Below are 18273 nucleotides of genomic sequence, written 5' to 3' on the forward strand. Positions count from 1 at the left end.
TTTATTTTAGACACATGAAAAAGCTGTTACTCCCCATCTTGCTTGTGTTTGTATCCATTTGTGTGCAAGCGGCTGAAGTAGATACTATTCAGGTGTTCAGCAAAGCCATGCAGAAAGACATCAAAGTTGTGGTGGTAAAGCCAGCACAGTACAAGAAAAAGAAACTGCGTTTTCCTGTCGTGTACTTACTGCATGGTTATAGTGGCAGTTATGCGCAATGGGTAAAAGATGCACCACTGCTGATGCAACATGCAGATCAGTTCAATCAATTATTGGTTTGTCCTGATGGCGGCTTTAATAGCTGGTATTTTGATAGTCCTGTTGAACCCAGTGTGCGCTATGAAACTTTTTGTAGCAGCGAATTGATTAATGCCATTGATGCGCAATACAGAACCATTGCAGATAAATCAGCACGTGCCATTACCGGTCTAAGTATGGGCGGACATGGAGCGATGTATTTAGCTATCAGACATGCAGATGTTTTTGGTGCGGCTGGCAGTATTTGTGGGGGAGTGGATATCCGTCCTTTTCCTAAAAGCTGGGATATGACACGTGTGCTCGGTAACCCTGCTACGAATCAGGAGAATTGGGAAAAGAATACAGTCATCAATGTGGTAGATCAACTGCAGAATGGAAGCGTAAAGCTGATTATTGATTGCGGCTTGGGCGATTTCTTTTTACAAGTAAATAGAGCATTTCATCAAAAGCTTGTCGAAAAGAAAATAGATCATGAATACATTGAACGTCCCGGTGCGCATAACAAAGCTTATTGGGGTAACGCAATAGGGTACCAGTTGTATTACTTCAACAATTTCTTTAAACAAGTGAAAGCTTAACCGCCTGTTCTGCCATCACGAACTTTGGCACCTTTCTTTACCTTTTTTTCAAACTCAAGCACTTGCTTGGGTTTGTTTTTATCTTTTTCTTTATCTGCATCCTTACTGTTAATCAGGCCTGTTGCAGATTTCTTTACAGAGAATGAATCTGTAACAACATTGAAATTTTTATTGTCTTCACCTGCTTGCCTTAGCCTGCCTAAGAAATATTCTTCTTTCTTCACTAATCTGCCATACACTGGATCGTAGTATTTCCATTCTCCGTGTTTTACAGAACTGCCTTCCAGTCGAATAGCTACTCTTTCAATCTTTGTTGGATCTGTTGGATCAGCAACATCAATGGTGTCTAATGGTTTATCAGGATTGGCTGCTTTCCAATTTTCTTCTCGTTCCAAACCTGCAAGTGTGAAATATTGTGATTTGCCATTGAGTAAGCCCCAGCGATAGGTCTCGGCTGCTAGCATATCACCCATCAGATTGAAGCGTCGCCAAACGCCCTCTTTCTTATCATTCTTAAAAAAGCCCTCTTCTTCATAACCTGGCTCTCCGCGCAATGGAGGCATCCTGACAATCCACTTACCCTGGCGCAGGTTATTCATATCAATACAGTTCAATGTATCGCCTTTGGCGGATAGCTTATAAGTCTTGCATTGAGCCAGACCGTCCATCCAAAAAATCAATAATGGTATGATCAGCAAGCGCATAACCTGTAAATTAGATTCCTAAAATTAAGTCTAATCCCTAAAGCCATGAGGAAATTAACAGTCTTTCCGGCCTTACTATTGGTGGCACTTGCTAATGCCCAGGTAAAGCCTACACCCGCCTCAGAGAGAATGAAATCTGTAGAACAGCGTGCAGCGCTGGAACAGAAATCAGTTGTGAATGATATTTCATTCAGAAATATTGGACCAACCGTGATGAGTGGTCGTGTGGTGGATATTGAAGTAAACTTCGCCGACCCAACTGAATTCTATGTTGCGTATGCATCAGGCGGACTTTGGCATACCACCAATAATGGACAAAGCTTTACACCCATTTTTGATTCAGAAGCCATCATGACGATTGGTGATATCGCTGTGAATTGGTCAAATAGAACCATTTGGGTTGGTACAGGTGAAGTAAACAGTAGCCGTTCTTCTTATGCAGGTATTGGCTTGTATAAATCAACCAATAATGGCAAGAGTTGGGAATACCTTGGATTACCTGAATCGCACCATATTGGTAAAATACAATTGCATCCAACTGACCCCAATACTGCATGGGTAGCTGCTTTGGGCCATTTGTATTCGCCTAACAAAGAGCGTGGCGTGTACAAAACTACTGACGGCGGTAAAACCTGGAAGCTTACACTCGCCATAGATGAGAATACTGGCGCGGTTGATTTGGAAATGAACCATGATAAGCCAAACGAACTGTATGCTGCCATGTGGTATAGAACCAGACGTGCTTGGAATTTTGAAGAGGGTGGAAAAACAAGTGGTATTTATAAAAGCACTGATGGTGGTGAAACATGGAAACTCGTGAGTGGCCCTGGTAGTGGTTTTGCTACTGGTGATGGTATTGGCAGAATTGGATTGAGTATGGCCTGGACCAATACCAATACGATTTATGCGATCGTAGATAATCAGAACAAGAAAGAAGGTGGTGCTGCCAGACCAACTTCAACAGGCATGAGTATTCGTGATTTCAAAGGCCTTAGCAAGGATCAGTTTTTACAATTGGATGAGAAGCGTGTAGATAGTTTCCTGCGCAATAATCGTTTCCCAGCGGAATATACTTTTAACAAAATCAAAGAGAAAGTAGGAAAAGATGAGTTTAAACCATCTGTTATCTATGATTACCTCAAAGGTCCAAACGATGATTTACTGGATGCTTCGAATATCATTGGTTGTGAAATATACAGAAGTGATGATGGCGGTGCTACATGGAAAAAAACGAATACCAAAGACCTGCCTAACATGTACAGTACCTATGGATATTATTTCGGAAAAGTATTCGTGTCGCCCACCAATATCGAGAAGATTGTCATTACAGGTGTGCCTATTATGATGTCAGTTGATGGTGGTAAAACCTTCACCAATATTGATGGAGACAATGTGCATAGCGATCACCATTTTGTGTGGATGAATTATAAGCGCGATAGTCATATGATCATCGGTAATGATGGCGGTGTGAACATTACTTATGATGATGGCAAGAATTGGTACAAAGCCAATTCCATTCCTGTAGGACAGTTTTATTCCGTATTCGTTGATGAAGCTAGACCTTACAATGTCTATGGCGGCTTGCAGGACAATGGTGTATGGTATGGTCCGTCTACAAACAGAGAGAGTAGTGGTTGGCATGATAACGGTAACTATGCATTCAAGATGATTGGCGGTGGCGATGGTATGCAAGTGCAAGTAGATACGCGCGATAACAATACTTTCTATGCTGGTTCACAGTTTGGTAGTTATTTCCGTAACAACAAACAGGGTACGCAGCGCCTGCCGATTCGTCCAAGACATCAGTTGGGTGAAACACCACTACGTTTTAACTGGGAAACACCTATTTGGTTGTCTAAACACAACCAGGATATTTTCTACATCGGTTCTAACCGAGTACATCGCTCTTTCAATAAAGCAGAGAATCTGCAGAATGTATCTCCTGATCTTACCAAAGGAGGTATCGCCGGTGATGTGCCATTTGGAACGCTTACTTGCTTAATTGAATCACCAATTCGTTTTGGCTTACTGTACACAGGCAGTGATGATGGTTTGGTGCATGTGTCTAAAGATGGTGGCTATAGCTGGACGAATGTAACAGGTAAATTACCTAAAGATCTTTGGGTAAGTTCAGTTCAACCATCAGCACATGTAGAGGGTAGAGTTTATGTAACGCTCAATGGGTATAGAAACGACCATTTTACAGCTTATGTGTATGTTAGTGATGATTATGGCACAAACTGGAGACCTGTTTGTAAAGACCTGCCAGCAGAGCCAGTAAATGTGGTGAAAGAAGACCTGAAAAATGCGTCTATTATTTATGTTGGTACAGATGGTGGGCTTTATGTAAGTCTGGACGGTGGTGAAACCTCGATGATGTGGACCAAGGGCTTGCCAAAGAGTATTCCAGTGCATGATATAGCAATTCAGGCTCGTGATAATGAGCTCGTTCTGGGCACACATGGCAGAAGCATCTATATCGCTAAACTGGATCAGGTGCAGCAAAAAGCTAAGAAATAGCGATTTGTTAAAAATCTGACGGATAATCAAGCCAGGATATAGGGTTTTGTGTAGGAACACATAAAATTTGGCTTAAAAAAGTTGCAAAGGCAACGAATAACATAACCTTAACTAAATGATAATCATTTGGTTAAGGTTTTTTAATGTATCAAAGCTAACGGGTGTTAGCAAAAATTGAGTTTTCATTTGAGCAATTACTTTATATTCGCACTGGTTTTTCATAGGATATTGGATTTTAAACGGGGTTGCATGTCTATGCAGACCCTTTTTTTATGTCTGCACATCACAATTCTCTCATTTTAAGCACCTTCTTTGTTACATTCACGCTTCATTTTCAATTCATATGAAGCGATTTATCCTCGTATTGGCAACCCTGTTTTTTGGGTTACAAACATGGGCACAGCAGGTGCCAACTCCGGCAAGTTTTCTTGGTTATTCAGTTGGAACAAAATTTACCAGACACCATCGTATTGTAGAGTACTTTAAAACAGTTGCACAGAGCAGACCTGATATGGTAAAACTGGAGCAGTATGGTGAAACCAATGAAGGTCGCCCATTGATGCTGGCATTCATTGCATCACCAGCTAATTTGCAGCGTCTGAATGAGATTCGCCAAAACAATCTGCGTCTTGCAGGCTTGGCAAAAGATAAAATGGCGCCAACAGAAAATACGACACCGATTGTTTGGCTGAGTTATAATGTGCATGGTAACGAAGCCTCTTCTTCTGAAGCGGCAATGCTTACTTTATATGCATTAACCAATCCAGCTAATGCTGAAGCTGCTGAATGGTTAAAGCAGGTAGTAGTGGTGCTTGATCCTTGTATTAATCCTGATGGTCGCGATCGCTATATCAATTGGTACAATAGTGTGGTGGGTAGAAATATGAATCCTGATCCGCAGTCACGTGAGCATATTGAACCATGGCCTGGTGGCAGAAGTAATCATTACAATTTTGATCTAAACCGTGATTGGGCTTGGCAAACCCAAGTTGAAACACAACAACGTCTAAAAGTTTATAACAGTTGGATGCCTCAAGTACATGTGGATTTTCACGAGCAAGGGTACAACGAGCCTTATTATTTCGCACCTGCTGCAGAACCATTTCATGATGTAATTACCAACTGGCAGCGCGACTTTCAAACAGCAATTGGTAAAAACCACGCACGCTATTTCGATAAAAATGGTTGGTTGTTTTTTACCAAAGAGCGTTTCGATTTATTGTATCCTTCTTATGGTGATACCTATCCAACCTATAATGGAGCTATTGGTATGACGTATGAGCAAGGTGGTCATAGTCGCGGCGGCTTGGGTGTAATCAATGAAGACGGTGATACGCTTACATTGGTTGATAGAGCAACGCACCATTACACAACTGGTATTTCAACTATTGAGATTAGCGCCAAGAATGCTGCTAAGCTTGTTAGCGAGTTCAAAAAGTTTTTTGATGATTGTCGTAATGGTAAACCCGGCGAATACAAAACATATGTTATGACCAGCAAGGATGAATCACGTATTCGTTCACTGGCTGCATTATTGGAAAAGAATGGTATTGAATATGGTACAATCAATAACAAAACCTTCCGTGGTTTTAACTACACAACCGGTAAAGACGATGCATTTACAGATGAAGGCTTTCATCTGGCTGTAAGTGCTTTTCAACCTCGTTCTGCCATGGCGAAAGTGTTGCTGGAGCCAAGAACCTTTGTGTCTGATTCCAATACTTATGACATTACAGCATGGTCATTGCCTTATGCGTATGGTGTAAAAGCATTTGCTGTTAAAGAAAAACTGGATGTGCAAATAGGTTTGCCAGCCGCTACTCCTGCAAAATCTGTACAGTCAGATTATGGTGTAATTATTCCTTATACTTCTTTGAATTCAGCCAAAGCACTGGCATATATCTTAAAGCAAGGTGTGAAAGTGCGATACACAGAAAAGCCTTTCAGCTATAAGGGAGTGAATTATGACAGAGGAACATTATTGGTTTTAAAAACATCGAATGCTGCTGGTTGGCTGAATACGGTGAATGAAGCCATCGCTAAATTCCAGATTAAAGCTGATGCTGTAGAAACTGGTTTTATGGATAAGGGTCCAGATTTTGGTAGCCCTGATATCAAGATGATGCAACAGCCTAAAGCTGTTCTGGTAACAGGCGATCAGGCATCTTCATTGGGTGCAGGTGAAGTATGGAATTTCTTTGACCATCAATTAGAATACCCACTCACATTGGTGAATGCCGCAGATTTAGGCCGTACCAATTTGAGAAATTATAACGTTGTTATTGTTCCTGATGGGTACTACAGAAGTCTTACAGAAAAAGCAGTGGCTGATAAGCTAAAGGAATTTGTACGCGGCGGTGGTAAGATTATCGCTATGGAAAATGCGGCAGTGCAAATGGCAGGTTCTGATTGGGGTGCCAAAATGAAAGAAGATAAAGACGATAGCAAAACAGAATTGCAGCATAAATATGCAGACCGCGAGCGCCAGTGGTTGACTAATTCAATACCCGGTGCAATCTATAAAGTTGATATCGACAATACACATCCCCTGGGTTATGCCCTTGGCGATACATATTATACATTAAAGACAGATGCTAACCTCATGGAAACGATGAAGGGTGGCTGGAATGTAGGTGTACTCAAAAAAGACGCGCATGTGTCTGGCTTTGCGGGTGTGAAAGTGAAGAATAAGCTGAAAGATGGAACACTCTTCGCTGCTCAGGACATGGGTGGGGGTAGTGTGGTTTACTTGATTGATAATCCACTTTTCCGACTCTTCTGGGAGAATGGTAAACTGCTGTTTGCCAATGCCCTTTTCATGGCCGGAAATTAATTTAAACGTATTAATTGAAAGCGTCGCCTTGGCGGCGCTTTTTTGTTTGAACGGTGTGAGGCCTATACGCCACTTGATTATCTTAGCCCAAAATTGCCATCGTGAGAAAACTGCTTCTTGGATTTGTTTTACTGCTGCACCTAAATGTATTCTCGCAGAAGCCTGTTGGCTATTCTGCTGCTGAAATCTATCAACAGGTTAAGAAATTACAAGTGCTGGGCAGTGTGTTATACATCGCTGCACATCCTGATGATGAGAACACCCGTTTGCTGGCATATCTGGCGAGAGAACGTCAATACAGAACCGGTTACCTTAGTTTAACCAGAGGGGATGGTGGACAAAACCTAATTGGCGATGAGCAAGGGGTAGAGCTTGGCCTGATCAGAACACAGGAATTATTGGCCGCGCGCAGAGTAGATGGTGCAGAGCAATTTTTTACACGAGCGTATGATTTTGGCTTTTCAAAAACGGCAGACGAAACACTGCGTATTTGGGATAAGCAAAAAGTATTGGCCGATGTAGTTTGGGTCATCAGAAAATTTAGACCCGATGTGATCATCACTAGATTTCCGGGAGATGCCCGTGCAGGCCATGGGCATCATTGGTCATCTGCTTTACTCGCCAATGAAGCGTTTAAACTTGCTGCAGATCCAAATGCTTTTCCTGAGCAATTGAAAATTGGCGTCAGTGTTTGGCAGGCTAAACGCATTTTTTGGAACACGTTCAATTTTGGTGGCAACAATACAACATCAGATAGTCAGCTAAAGATTGATGTAGGTGTGTACAATCCTGTAACAGGAGAAAGTTATGGTGAAGTGGCTTCAGAGAGTAGAAGTCAGCACAAAAGCCAGGGCTTTGGCGTGCCGCGTGGACGTGGACAAAGCTTTGAGTATTTTGTTTTAACTGGTGGCGAACCAGCCGTGAATGATATCATGGATGGAGTGAATGCCGGATGGAGTAGAGAGCATGGTGGAGCGGCTTTCGCAGATAAGGTAAAATCTGTGCTCACACAATTCGATTTACAATCACCCGAAAAATCTGTACCGGCTTTATTAGATATTTATCAGCAATTACAACAACAGCCAGATAGCTACTGGAAAAACCAAAAGTTGAAAGAGCTTGCACAAGTTATTGAGGCGGCAAGTGGTTTGTTTTTAGAAGCCACAAGTAATCAGGGAGAAGTGGTTGTGGGAGAGCAGCTAAGAACACAAATATGGGCTTTGTCAAGATCAGGTGTACAGGTACAGATTCAACGGCTTCGTTTTGCAGACAAGGATTTCATAGTGAATCAACAACTTGCCAATAACAGAAACTGGCAGTTTGCTCGATCAGCTGCTGTTACACAGCAATATCGTTCTACGCAGCCCTATTGGTTGAATATGCCACTAGCCAAGGGTATGTTTCAGGTACAAGATCAGCAACTAATTGGTGATGCTGAGAATGTTTCATTAAATAGCGTTGTTTTTGATCTTACTATTAATGGGGTGTCTTTTAGCATTGCTAAGCCTATCAGATATAAGTTTACCGATCCTGTTAAAGGTGAATTGTATCAGCCACTGTATATCAAACCTGCTGTTGAAATTAAGTTCAATCATGAATCTTATTTGGTAAATGGCAAACTGCCTCAGGTAGCTTTGACCATTACATCCAACAGCACTACTGCGCTGACTGCATTACGTGTTCAATTGCAGGCAGGCGACGCATCACAATTCGTGGAGCTTGGTACACTCAACCCTGGTGAGCAAAAAGCGATTACAGTTGCTTTGGATAAAACTTTTGCTGGTCAGAGTACCTTACATGCAGCTGTAGTTGGTGCCGGACAAACTTTCAGTCAAAAAGGTAGAACTATTGCATATGATCATATCCCTTTGATCTATTATACACAAGCTGCACAAACACATTTGTCTCAGGTATCATTGGTTACAAAAGGTAAAAGAATCGGTTATATTGTTGGTGCCGGTGATAAAGTACCGCAGGCATTGGAACAAATGGGTTATGAAGTGAAGATCTTGCATGAAGACGATTTTACGCCTGTTGTACTTAATGGATTGGATGCCATCATCACAGGGGTACGTGCATACAATATTCATGAATACCTCAGTGCGAAGTATGATGCGTTGATGGCCTATGTGCAGCAGGGGGGTAATCTCATCGTGCAATACAATACCAATAACCAGATTGGTCCCGTGAAAGCAAAGATTGGTCCCTATCCTTTTACAATTACTCGTACCCGTGTAACAGAAGAAGATGCAGCAGTCAACTTTTTGCTGCCACAACATCCTGTTTTGAATACGCCTAATAAGATCACAGCAAAAGACTTTGAAAACTGGATTCAAGAAAGGAGTATTTACCATGCTGAAGGACTTGATCCTGCTTTTGCAGCACCCTTGGGTATGCATGATCAGGGTGAAAAAGAAAATAATGGCAGCTTGGTTATTGCACCTCACGGTAAAGGTAATTTTGTCTATACAGGATTGGTCTTTTTCCGCGAATTGCCAGCTGGAGTTTCCGGTGCTTATCGATTAATGGCCAACTTGATTGCTTTACCAAAGAATAAATAATGCATCAGCGAAGAAAAATAACGGCTGGACTCATTATTCTCATTGCAGTAGTAACCGGTCTCTTATTAAAGAATATGCGTGTTGGACTTATCGCCGGATTGGTCCTCGGGTTATTGGCAGGTGGTCTGCTGGGGAACGCTAATAAGTCCTGATTTATGACTAATATGCAGGATATGGATCAAGATAATGCGCAAATGCCCTTGTTTCGACAATGGAAACATTGGTACTGGTTTGTATTATTGATGCTATTATTTGAAATCATCTTTTTTCTAATGCTGACCAATCGCTTTTCATGAGTCAATTAGACTGGATTATACTGGTATTGACACTCACAGGTATTATTACCTATGGTCTGTACAAAAGCAAGACCAGCAGAAACCTGGATGGTTATTTTCTGAGTAACAGATCCATGCCTTGGTATTTGGTTTTGTTGAGTATCATGGGTACCCAAGCTAGTGCCATTACTTTTTTATCTGCACCCGGGCAGGCTTTTACTGACGGTATGCGCTTTGTGCAGTATTATTTCGGTCTGCCAATCGCCATGGTCGTATTGTGTATCACATTTGTGCCTATTTTTCATCGGCTCAAAGTATATACAGCTTATGAATATTTAGAACAGCGGTTTGATATAAAGACCAGAACATTTACTTCTTTACTCTTTCTGGTTTCTCGCGGACTCTCTACCGGTATCAGCATTTATGCGCCTTCTATTATTCTATCTTCTTTGATGGGTTGGGATATTTTCTGGACCAATATCGTCATGGGTGGTCTATTGATTATTTACACAGTTAGCGGTGGCGCTCGTGCTGTTGCATATACGCAGCAGCTTCAGTTGATCATCATATTTGTAGGTATGTTTCTGGCTGGTTATATGATTGTGCGTTTGCTGCCGGCTAATATGGGCTTTTGGGATGCTTTACAAATCAGTGGCGCAGCTGGTAAGATGAATGTCATTACAACAGGCATTACAGATACTGGCTTCGATTGGAAAGACAGGTATAACCTTATCAGTGGAACCATTGGTGGTTTCTTCTTAGCACTCTCTTATTTCGGTACAGACCAGAGTCAGGTAGGCAGATACCTTACAGCAAAAAATCTTACAGAAAGTAGGATGGGTTTGCTCATGAATGGGTTGGTAAAAGTACCGATGCAGTTTTTTATTTTGTTGTTGGGTGTATTGTTGTTTACGTTTTATCAGTTTCAGCAAGCACCTATTTTCTATAATCAATCTGTTGAAACAAGGGCATTGCAAACCCCAGCCAAAGAGCAGCTGATGCAACTTTCTGCGCAATATGAACAAAAGCGACAAGCATTGGCGTCTGCAGCACTTGAAAAGCTACACGCTAATGAGCAGGTGAGTAGCGATCTGGTGAAGCCCTATGCAGAAGAGATGCAGACTTTGCAAAAACAATATAAAGCAAGGATCAAAGAAGCAGTACCTGATGCTGACACCAATGATACCAACTATATTTTCTTGCGTTTTGTGATTGATCACCTACCTGTAGGATTGGTAGGTCTGTTGATAGCAATCATTTTTCTGGCTGCATGGGGTTCTATTGCTGCTGCATTGAATTCGTTGGCATCTTGTACGATGGTTGATTTTTATTTACGCTTCAAAAAACAAACAACGAATCCGGCAAACGATGAATCAAAGTACCGTATGTCTAAGTGGCTCACTTTTTTTTGGGGTGTATTCTGTGTAATTACTGCTGAGTTTGCGAATGGTATGGGTAGTTTGATTGAAGCTGTCAATATTTTAGGCTCCTTGTTTTATGGTGTTATTTTAGGGATATTCCTTGTTGCTTTCTATTTAAAGAAAGTTCAAGGCAACGCGGTTTTTTGGGCGGCAGTAATTGGAGAACTACTGGTTATTGCTTGTTTCCTCATGGATCGCTACAATATCATTGGCCTTGGATTCCTATGGCTCAATGTGGTAGGTGCTATTGCAGTTGTAATTTTGGCCCTCATCTTACAGCCATTGCTCCGTAAACCGATTACTGCACAGTAATATCAAAGCCGTATCTTCCTGTTCAATTCCGTAAATGCGGTATTGATTAATCAGCAAGTATGGCAACCGAATTTCCACTCGTCTCTTGGGCTAAGGATACAAATATTTATGAAGTCAACATAAGGCAGTATACCCGTGAGGGGAGTTTTGCTGCTTTTGGAAAGCATTTGCCCAGACTAAAGTCAATGGGCGTAGAGGTACTCTGGATGATGCCCATCACACCCATCAGTGTGGCAGTTAGGCAGGGAACCTTGGGTAGTTATTATGCATGTAGTAGCTATACAGCCATCAATCCTGAATATGGTAATCTGGATGATTTCAAACAATTGGTGCAGGCGATTCATGCAGCCGGTATGTATGTGATTATCGACTGGGTGGCCAATCATACTGGCTGGGATCATCATTGGACTAAAGAGCATCCGGATTGGTATGTGCTAGATGAGGAGGGAAATTTCACGGAGAAAAACGGTTGGCATGATGTGATTGATCTTGATTACACCAATCAGGCCATGCGCAATGCCATGATTGAAGCGATGCAGTTCTGGGTGAAAGAAACCGGTATCGATGGATTCCGTTGTGATATGGCGCATTTGGTGCCACTTGATTTTTGGAAATCAGCCAGAGCAGCCTGTGATCCTATCCGACCATTATTTTGGTTGGCTGAATGTGAAGTAGTCGATTATCATCAGGTTTTTGACCTGAGTTATGCATGGCATTGGATGCATACAACAGAAAAGTATGCTAAGGGAGAAGTTGATGTACAATCGATACAACAAGTGCTGCATAGCTATAGCCAGTATCCCACAGGTGCACACAAATTATTCTTTACCAGTAACCATGATGAAAATAGTTGGAATGGCACTGAGTATGAGAAATATGGTCGCGCAGCATTGCCCTGGTCTGTTTTTACTGCTACGTGGAAGGGTGTGCCCTTGGTGTATAGCGGACAAGAATTGCCTAACCTTAAGCGCTTGGCATTTTTTGATAAAGACCTCATTGAGTGGAATGAAAGGCCCGCATTACATGATTGGTATTGTCGTTTGCTTAGATTAAGAAAAGAAGCTGGTTTGCAAGAAGCAGAAACTTTTGTCTTGCCCGTTTCTCACCCGCATGTAATGGCTTATTTACGCAGGTATCAGAGTAAGGTAGTTTTGGTGTTGCTTAACTTTTCAGCAGATACACGAGTAAAGATCACAGTAGCGCATGAATGGGTGAAAGGAAATTTCCGCAGTCTTGCTTCTGGATTGCATTATTCGTTCAAAAATGAACATCTATTCGAGTTGCAAGCATATGATGCTTTGGTATACATAAGTGCATAAAAAAAGGCTTCCAATCGGAAGCCTTTTGATGTATAGGGTACTGATTAGTTCTCACTTAATCTGATGGGGTAGCGGTAGGATTCTGCATAACCCGGATAGATACCTTCAAAGAAAACGGTACCATTGGCGTCTTTGACGGCATTTCTCAGGTCATCCAGATTCTTGATTTCATTACCGTTGATTGAAGTAATTACAAAACCTTCCTGCATTCTGGAATTCTTCAGTGCACCATTACCGATTTTCTTCACCACAACTCCACCTGCAATATCATTGGCAGCGGCTATCTTCTTATCAACTGTTTCAAACTCGCCACCCAATTTTTCAAATGCAGTTTCTGTCTTCACAACAGTAGTTGTGCCCAGCTTATTCTTCAAGGTAAGACTGGTGCTGCTTTCCTTACCATCGCGCTTGTAAGTGATGGTAATTTTATCGCCTGGTTTGTATCGTGAAATCTGATCCTGTAATTCAGGTCCTGTTTTCACGGCTACACCATTGATTTTGGTGATGACATCCTTTTTACGAAGTCCGGCTGCTTCCGCGGCACCTGATGCAAGAATATCGGTAAGGAATACACCTTCGCTGGTGCGCCATGCAGAGCCGAATTGATTATCCAGTTCTTTTTCAGAACGATCATCCAAAGTTTCTCTTGGATAGCTTACACCAAGGAAAGCACGCTGCACTGTTCCGTATTTTACGATATCCGTAATCACTTTCTTCGCAATGTTCACAGGGATGGCATACGATACACCTGCATAAGAACCCGTAGGAGAAGCAATGGCTGAGTTGATGCCAATCAACTCACCAGTTGTGTTGATCAATGCACCACCACTGTTGCCGGGGTTAACCGCTGCATCAGTTTGGATAAATGACTCAACCGGTGTTTGGCTTTGTCTTTCATTGATATTGATGCTTCTTGCTTTGGCGCTCACAATGCCTGCCGTTACCGTAACATCCAGGTTCAAAGGATAGCCTACGGCCAAAACCCACTGACCCAGTTTCACATCATCGCTATTGCCATAAACCAGATAAGGGAATCCCTTGCCTTCAATCTTAATCACAGCCAAATCAGTACTTGGATCTGTACCAATGATACTGGCTTTGTATTGCTTTTTATTAGGCAGGGTTACATTGATTTCATCTGCACCTGCTACTACGTGGTTATTGGTAACGATAAAGCCATCATCCGTAATTATCACACCGCTACCGCTGGCACGTTGCTCCGGTATAATGCGCGGACCGCCACCAAAGAAATCATCAAAGAAATCATCCCCAAACAAATCACCAAATGGGTTAGATCTTCTTTGTTGTGTATTGGCCATTTGCTTGGCCTTGGTTCTAGTCTTAATGTGTACTACTGCCGGGGTAGCAGTGCCAGCTGCCGTGGTAAAGTCCACAGGTGCTGCTGAACCTCCGTTATTGCCAAAAAATCCTGCATAGTTAACAGGCAGTTTGCCACTGTCCTGCACGCCAGCATAATTCGTTTGATACAATTTGCCATAGCCCCAAACACTCAAAATGGCGGTGGCAGCGCTGATAGCTACAACTGCTAAAATGTTTTTGAGTTTCATCATTTGTTCCTTTTTTTTGCTGTTAGATCAAATAGAATGCCTTTCTGTTACAAACTAAACGAATCTGTTGTTTCGTCAGTTCACCGGACGAACAAATTAACAGATGTTTTACGATATCTGTCGTAGATGCTATAATCCTGCCAAAAAGGCCATCGTGTCCACGCCATCTGCATAATCCGTGAGGCTAGGTGTTTGCGCCGAGCCAAAGGGAAGTGCAGCATGGCCTACTACGCACTGAATATCCGGATTGTTCTGTACATGCGCAATAATTGTGGCTGCGTTTTGATAATACTGATAATGAAGATGACTTACCGGCGAAAATGGAGATTCATGTTCCTGCATCACCACAACGCCATTGTTCATATAGAATTTGTTGTTCATGATCAGCAAAGTGAGGTGATAATCATAATTGTGTTTATACGAATGGTGGTCCGTATAATGCTTGTAAGCTTCTAGTGTCTTCAGTAAGGGAATAAAATCGTATCCCTCGGGCACATAAACCTGTGTGATGTTTCTGCAACCCAGACCAAAATACAGCATGATGTCTTTGGATAGTGCTTCTAATTCTTCAGTAGTTTCCGATCCGTCTAAAACCGCTACCGAGGTTCTGTTTTTGCGGATAATGTTCGGGTATTTACCAAAATAATAGCTGAAGTAGCGACTGGTATTATTCCCCCCAGTAGCGATATAGGCATCGCAGTTTTTGAGTTGCTCCTGAAATTGAATCAAGTTGCTAATGCGGGCATCCAATTCAATCATTTTGTTGACGATGTATTTCAACAAAACACTGTCTTTTGAAGACGGCTTAATCAAGGCTTTATGTCCACTGATAAAAATGCAAAGCAAGTCATGAAAGCCCACCAAAGGAATATTGCCTGCAGTAACCAAGCCTACGGTTTTGGTAACAGGATTTGTTTGGGGTAAGCCATACTGGGCTGACCAGGCTTGTAATAGTTGTGGCTGGAGGAACTGCTGACAAATTTGTGCTACGGCATGATCAATAAATTCAGGAATAAACCAAGGGTTTTCGCGGGATGCCCGTTCCTTGGTACTAAGCCATTCAGGGTGGTCGGAAGCGAGGTGTTTTCCAATCTCCGACATCAGTTGAATTCGTTCTTGTAATTCCATCATTCAGCCTTATATTTGAAAAGCAAATGTATAACCAGAAAAATTGATTCGTTATGGCAATTAAAATAACAGAAGAATGCATCAACTGCGGTGCTTGCGAACCAGAATGTCCGAATAACGCGATTTATGAAGGTGGCGTAGAGTGGGCCATCGCTGATGGTACAACTGTTAAGGGTTCATTTACCCTGTTAGACGGTACTGTGGTAGATGCTGATCAGAAGCATGCGCCTTTGAGTGTGGATACTTATTACATCACACCGAATAAGTGTACAGAGTGTCAGGGTTTCCATGAGGAGCCACAGTGCGCAGCTGTTTGTCCAGTTGATTGCTGTGTGCCTGATGAAATGTACCAGGAAACAGTAGATGCATTGATGGAGAAGAAGTCAAAACTGCACATCTAATTTGCAGAAAAATAGTCGTGAATTTTAAGGTGTTTTTCTTGAAATTCTCAACCTGCTTTTCTACCTTTAGGATACAATGCTTGTCGCCAGTAATGAGACGACATTTTAACACGGCGGGTGATATTTCCCGTTTTTAAGAGGTGAAGAATCAGACATTCTTCACCTTTTCTTTTGTTAATCATCGAGGTAGTTTAGCAGCATAGCAGTATTTTAATTTTCTTTGTTCGGTAATTCAGTTGCATGAAGAAAAAAATTGCTTTAGTCACCGGCGGATTGAGTGGTGAAGCTCAGATCAGTTATAAGAGTGCGGTAACTGTTGGTAATAATATCAACAGGGATGTATATGATGTTTACAGAATTGATATTAACCCGGATGGCTGGTGGTATTGGCCATGGGAGGGAGATCGCTCACGTGTAAACCGGGATGATTTTTCCATTACCCATAACGGCGCAACCATTCATTTTGATGCGGTACTGATGTGTATTCATGGAACACCCGGAGAAGATGGCAAACTCCAGGGATATTTTGATATGCTGGGTCTGCCTTATACTTCCTGTGATGCAGCTACTTCTGCGCTTACATTCAATAAAAGATATACTGTTGCCGTTGCTGCTTTTGGTGGAGTGCATGTTGCCAAAAGCATGCATTTGTTTGTGCATACACCGGTAAGCCCTGAGCAAATATTGCAACAGCTCAGTTTGCCTGTGTTTGTAAAGCCAAATAACGGTGGTAGTAGTATTGGCATGAGTAAGGTAAATCAACCTGAAGAACTTGGTCCGGCCTTACAAAAAGCATTTAAAGAAGATAGTCAGGTACTGGTGGAGGAATTCATCAGCGGTAGAGAATTTACTATTGGTGTATTTAAGCAAAATGGAAAAATTACCGTGTTGCCCATAACAGAGATTATTGCACATAATGAGTTTTTCGATTTTGAAGCAAAGTATCAGGGGAAGAGTGAGGAAATTACACCTGCGAAAATTAGTACAGCGATGCAATCTGCACTGGAATCTGCAGCGGTAAGGGTGTATGAAGTGATGAACTGTCGCGGCGTAGTGCGTGTTGACTTTATCTGTAATGAAGCAGATAACAAACCATTTATGTTGGAAGTGAACACGGTGCCCGGCCAAAGTGAAGCTAGTGTGATTCCACAGCAGGTGAGAGCTATGGGCTGGGATTTGAAAGATTTTTATGGCGCCATCATTGAAGAAAGCCTGAAATACTAATATTGCACTATGCCACAGCAAAAAAGCAATTTCTTTTCCTTTATCACCCAGCGGCCTTTGTGGCTGAATATTCTTGCAGGCGTAGTGCTGGGATTATTTGTGCTCATCATTTTCTTTAATTCATTAAAGTGGATTACCGGGTTTGGCGAGCAGCAGAAAGTGCCTTCTGTAATGGGACAGAATATTGTTGCTGCACAAAAAATGTTGGAGGACCAGGGTTTTGCAGTTGAGATACAAGATTCTGTCTATGTTGATTCTGTTGCCAAACTTTCAGTGTTGAAGCAATCGCCTGAAGCAGATGAAATTGTAAAAAAAGGAAGAACCATCTACCTCACAATCAATAGGGCAATGCCCCCACTTGTGGATATGCCAAATCTTGTTGGCCTGTCTATACGAAGTGCTGAAATGTACTTGCAAAGTATGGGACTTAAATTAGGGATGGTTTCATTCAGACCTGATATCGCCAGAAACGCTGTGTTAGAACAGTTGTATAATGAGAAGCCAATTGTAGCAGGTACTAAAATACCATTGGGTAGTTCTATAAGCTTTGTGCTGGGAAATGGATTAGGTGGTAATGATATGGAAGTGCCCAATTTGGTTGGTTTGAATTTTATGGAAGCTAAAGCCTATCTCCAAAGCATAGGTATTAATATAGGCGCCATCATTGCAGATAATAGTTTGTCTGATTCAGCAAGTGCTTATATCATTAAGCAGAATCCACAGGTATTTGCAGAATTGCCAACCGGCGAAAGACAAGTGAATAAAATTAAACCTGGCCAGCTGATGGATATCTGGCTGAGTTCAACACCCCCGCCAACACCAATCGTTGATTCCATTAAACAGCAATAACCACTTCATATGAAACTAATCACTGTAGAAGACCTTAAACAAAGAATTGATTCTGGTGAATCCATTCATCTCATTGATGTTCGCGAACCACATGAGCATGCTGAATTTAATGTTGGCGGCCAATTGATTCCTTTGGGTAAGATACAGTCCATGCAATTGGATGAACTGGAAGAACTGAAGCAGGAAGAAATTGTCTTGTATTGCAGAAGTGGAAACAGAAGCGGACAAGCTTGCATGATCTTAGAAACAATGGGCTTTACCAATGTGGTAAATGTTGCAGGTGGTATGTTGGCTTGGCAAGAAAAAATTGGAAAGTAATCAC

General features: G+C 41.9%; 13 protein-coding genes. 10 read left to right on the forward strand and 3 right to left on the reverse strand.

Features of this window, described 5'->3' with window-relative positions:
* Positions 1–14: 14 nt before the first annotated feature.
* On the forward strand, positions 15–836 hold the full coding sequence (locus J0L83_01395; protein ID MBN8663201.1) for a prolyl oligopeptidase family serine peptidase: 822 nt from the start codon (positions 15–17) through the stop codon (positions 834–836).
* Here the strand turns inward: J0L83_01395 and J0L83_01400 are convergent.
* Positions 833–1540 carry a hypothetical protein gene (locus tag J0L83_01400; protein MBN8663202.1) on the reverse strand — a complete coding sequence of 236 codons (708 nt, stop codon included), beginning with the start codon at positions 1538–1540 and terminating at the stop codon, positions 833–835. The genes J0L83_01395 and J0L83_01400 overlap by 4 nt on opposite strands.
* A 45-nt stretch (positions 1541–1585) precedes the next feature.
* Between J0L83_01400 and J0L83_01405 the strand changes: the two genes are divergently transcribed.
* The 5 genes from J0L83_01405 to J0L83_01425 all read left to right on the forward strand — a co-directional run bounded on the left by J0L83_01405 (position 1586) and on the right by J0L83_01425 (position 12781).
* Positions 1586–4060, forward strand: a complete 2475-nt coding sequence (locus J0L83_01405; protein MBN8663203.1) for a hypothetical protein — start codon at positions 1586–1588, stop codon at positions 4058–4060.
* Between the two features lie 343 nt (positions 4061–4403).
* Positions 4404–6893, forward strand: a complete 2490-nt coding sequence (locus J0L83_01410; GenBank protein ID MBN8663204.1) for a zinc carboxypeptidase — start codon at positions 4404–4406, stop codon at positions 6891–6893.
* Positions 6894–6985: 92 nt separating this feature from the next.
* Positions 6986–9454 (forward strand): PIG-L family deacetylase, encoded by a 2469-nt coding sequence (locus J0L83_01415; GenBank protein MBN8663205.1) that lies wholly within the window; start codon positions 6986–6988, stop codon positions 9452–9454.
* A gap of 292 nt (positions 9455–9746) precedes the next feature.
* Positions 9747–11462, forward strand: coding sequence for a sodium:solute symporter (locus tag J0L83_01420; GenBank protein ID MBN8663206.1), 1716 nt, complete (start codon positions 9747–9749; stop codon positions 11460–11462).
* A 59-nt stretch (positions 11463–11521) separates the two neighbouring features.
* Positions 11522–12781, forward strand: coding sequence for an alpha-glucosidase C-terminal domain-containing protein (locus tag J0L83_01425; protein ID MBN8663207.1), 1260 nt, complete (start codon positions 11522–11524; stop codon positions 12779–12781).
* A 44-nt stretch (positions 12782–12825) separates the two neighbouring features.
* Here J0L83_01425 and J0L83_01430 read toward each other — a convergent pair whose 3' ends face one another.
* A complete protein-coding gene (locus tag J0L83_01430) occupies positions 12826–14349 on the reverse strand; it encodes a trypsin-like peptidase domain-containing protein (GenBank protein ID MBN8663208.1) in 1524 nt (507 codons plus the stop codon).
* A 129-nt stretch (positions 14350–14478) separates the two neighbouring features.
* A complete protein-coding gene (locus J0L83_01435) occupies positions 14479–15477 on the reverse strand; it encodes an acyl-CoA reductase (GenBank protein MBN8663209.1) in 999 nt (332 codons plus the stop codon).
* Between the two features lie 53 nt (positions 15478–15530).
* Here J0L83_01435 and J0L83_01440 point away from each other — a divergent pair, with 53 nt between their 5' ends.
* The 4 genes from J0L83_01440 to J0L83_01455 all read left to right on the forward strand — a co-directional run bounded on the left by J0L83_01440 (position 15531) and on the right by J0L83_01455 (position 18269).
* Positions 15531–15878: a 4Fe-4S dicluster domain-containing protein gene (locus J0L83_01440; GenBank protein ID MBN8663210.1), complete on the forward strand. Its 348-nt coding sequence runs from the start codon at positions 15531–15533 to the stop codon at positions 15876–15878.
* 240 nt (positions 15879–16118) lie between these two features.
* Positions 16119–17102 carry a D-alanine--D-alanine ligase gene (locus tag J0L83_01445; protein MBN8663211.1) on the forward strand — a complete coding sequence of 328 codons (984 nt, stop codon included), beginning with the start codon at positions 16119–16121 and terminating at the stop codon, positions 17100–17102.
* Positions 17103–17111: 9 nt separating this feature from the next.
* A complete protein-coding gene (locus J0L83_01450; GenBank protein ID MBN8663212.1) occupies positions 17112–17951 on the forward strand; it encodes a PASTA domain-containing protein in 840 nt (279 codons plus the stop codon).
* A 9-nt stretch (positions 17952–17960) separates the two neighbouring features.
* Entirely contained in the window at positions 17961–18269 is a 309-nt protein-coding gene (locus tag J0L83_01455) for a rhodanese-like domain-containing protein (GenBank protein MBN8663213.1), read from the forward strand.
* The last annotated feature ends 4 nt before the right edge of the window (positions 18270–18273 follow it).

The organism is Chitinophagales bacterium (assembly GCA_017303835.1).
GTDB lineage: Bacteria > Bacteroidota > Bacteroidia > Chitinophagales > Chitinophagaceae > JAFLBI01.

Coding starts and splice junctions, on each gene's coding strand:
- J0L83_01395 (MBN8663201.1), top strand. CDS start 15: ATGAAAAAGCTGTTACTCCCCATCTTGCTTGTGTTTGTATCCATTTGT.
- J0L83_01400 (MBN8663202.1), bottom strand. CDS start 1,540: ATGCGCTTGCTGATCATACCATTATTGATTTTTTGGATGGACGGTCTG.
- J0L83_01405 (MBN8663203.1), top strand. CDS start 1,586: ATGAGGAAATTAACAGTCTTTCCGGCCTTACTATTGGTGGCACTTGCT.
- J0L83_01410 (MBN8663204.1), top strand. CDS start 4,404: ATGAAGCGATTTATCCTCGTATTGGCAACCCTGTTTTTTGGGTTACAA.
- J0L83_01420 (MBN8663206.1), top strand. CDS start 9,747: ATGAGTCAATTAGACTGGATTATACTGGTATTGACACTCACAGGTATT.
- J0L83_01425 (MBN8663207.1), top strand. CDS start 11,522: ATGGCAACCGAATTTCCACTCGTCTCTTGGGCTAAGGATACAAATATT.
- J0L83_01430 (MBN8663208.1), bottom strand. CDS start 14,349: ATGAAACTCAAAAACATTTTAGCAGTTGTAGCTATCAGCGCTGCCACC.
- J0L83_01435 (MBN8663209.1), bottom strand. CDS start 15,477: ATGGAATTACAAGAACGAATTCAACTGATGTCGGAGATTGGAAAACAC.
- J0L83_01440 (MBN8663210.1), top strand. CDS start 15,531: ATGGCAATTAAAATAACAGAAGAATGCATCAACTGCGGTGCTTGCGAA.
- J0L83_01445 (MBN8663211.1), top strand. CDS start 16,119: ATGAAGAAAAAAATTGCTTTAGTCACCGGCGGATTGAGTGGTGAAGCT.
- J0L83_01450 (MBN8663212.1), top strand. CDS start 17,112: ATGCCACAGCAAAAAAGCAATTTCTTTTCCTTTATCACCCAGCGGCCT.
- J0L83_01455 (MBN8663213.1), top strand. CDS start 17,961: ATGAAACTAATCACTGTAGAAGACCTTAAACAAAGAATTGATTCTGGT.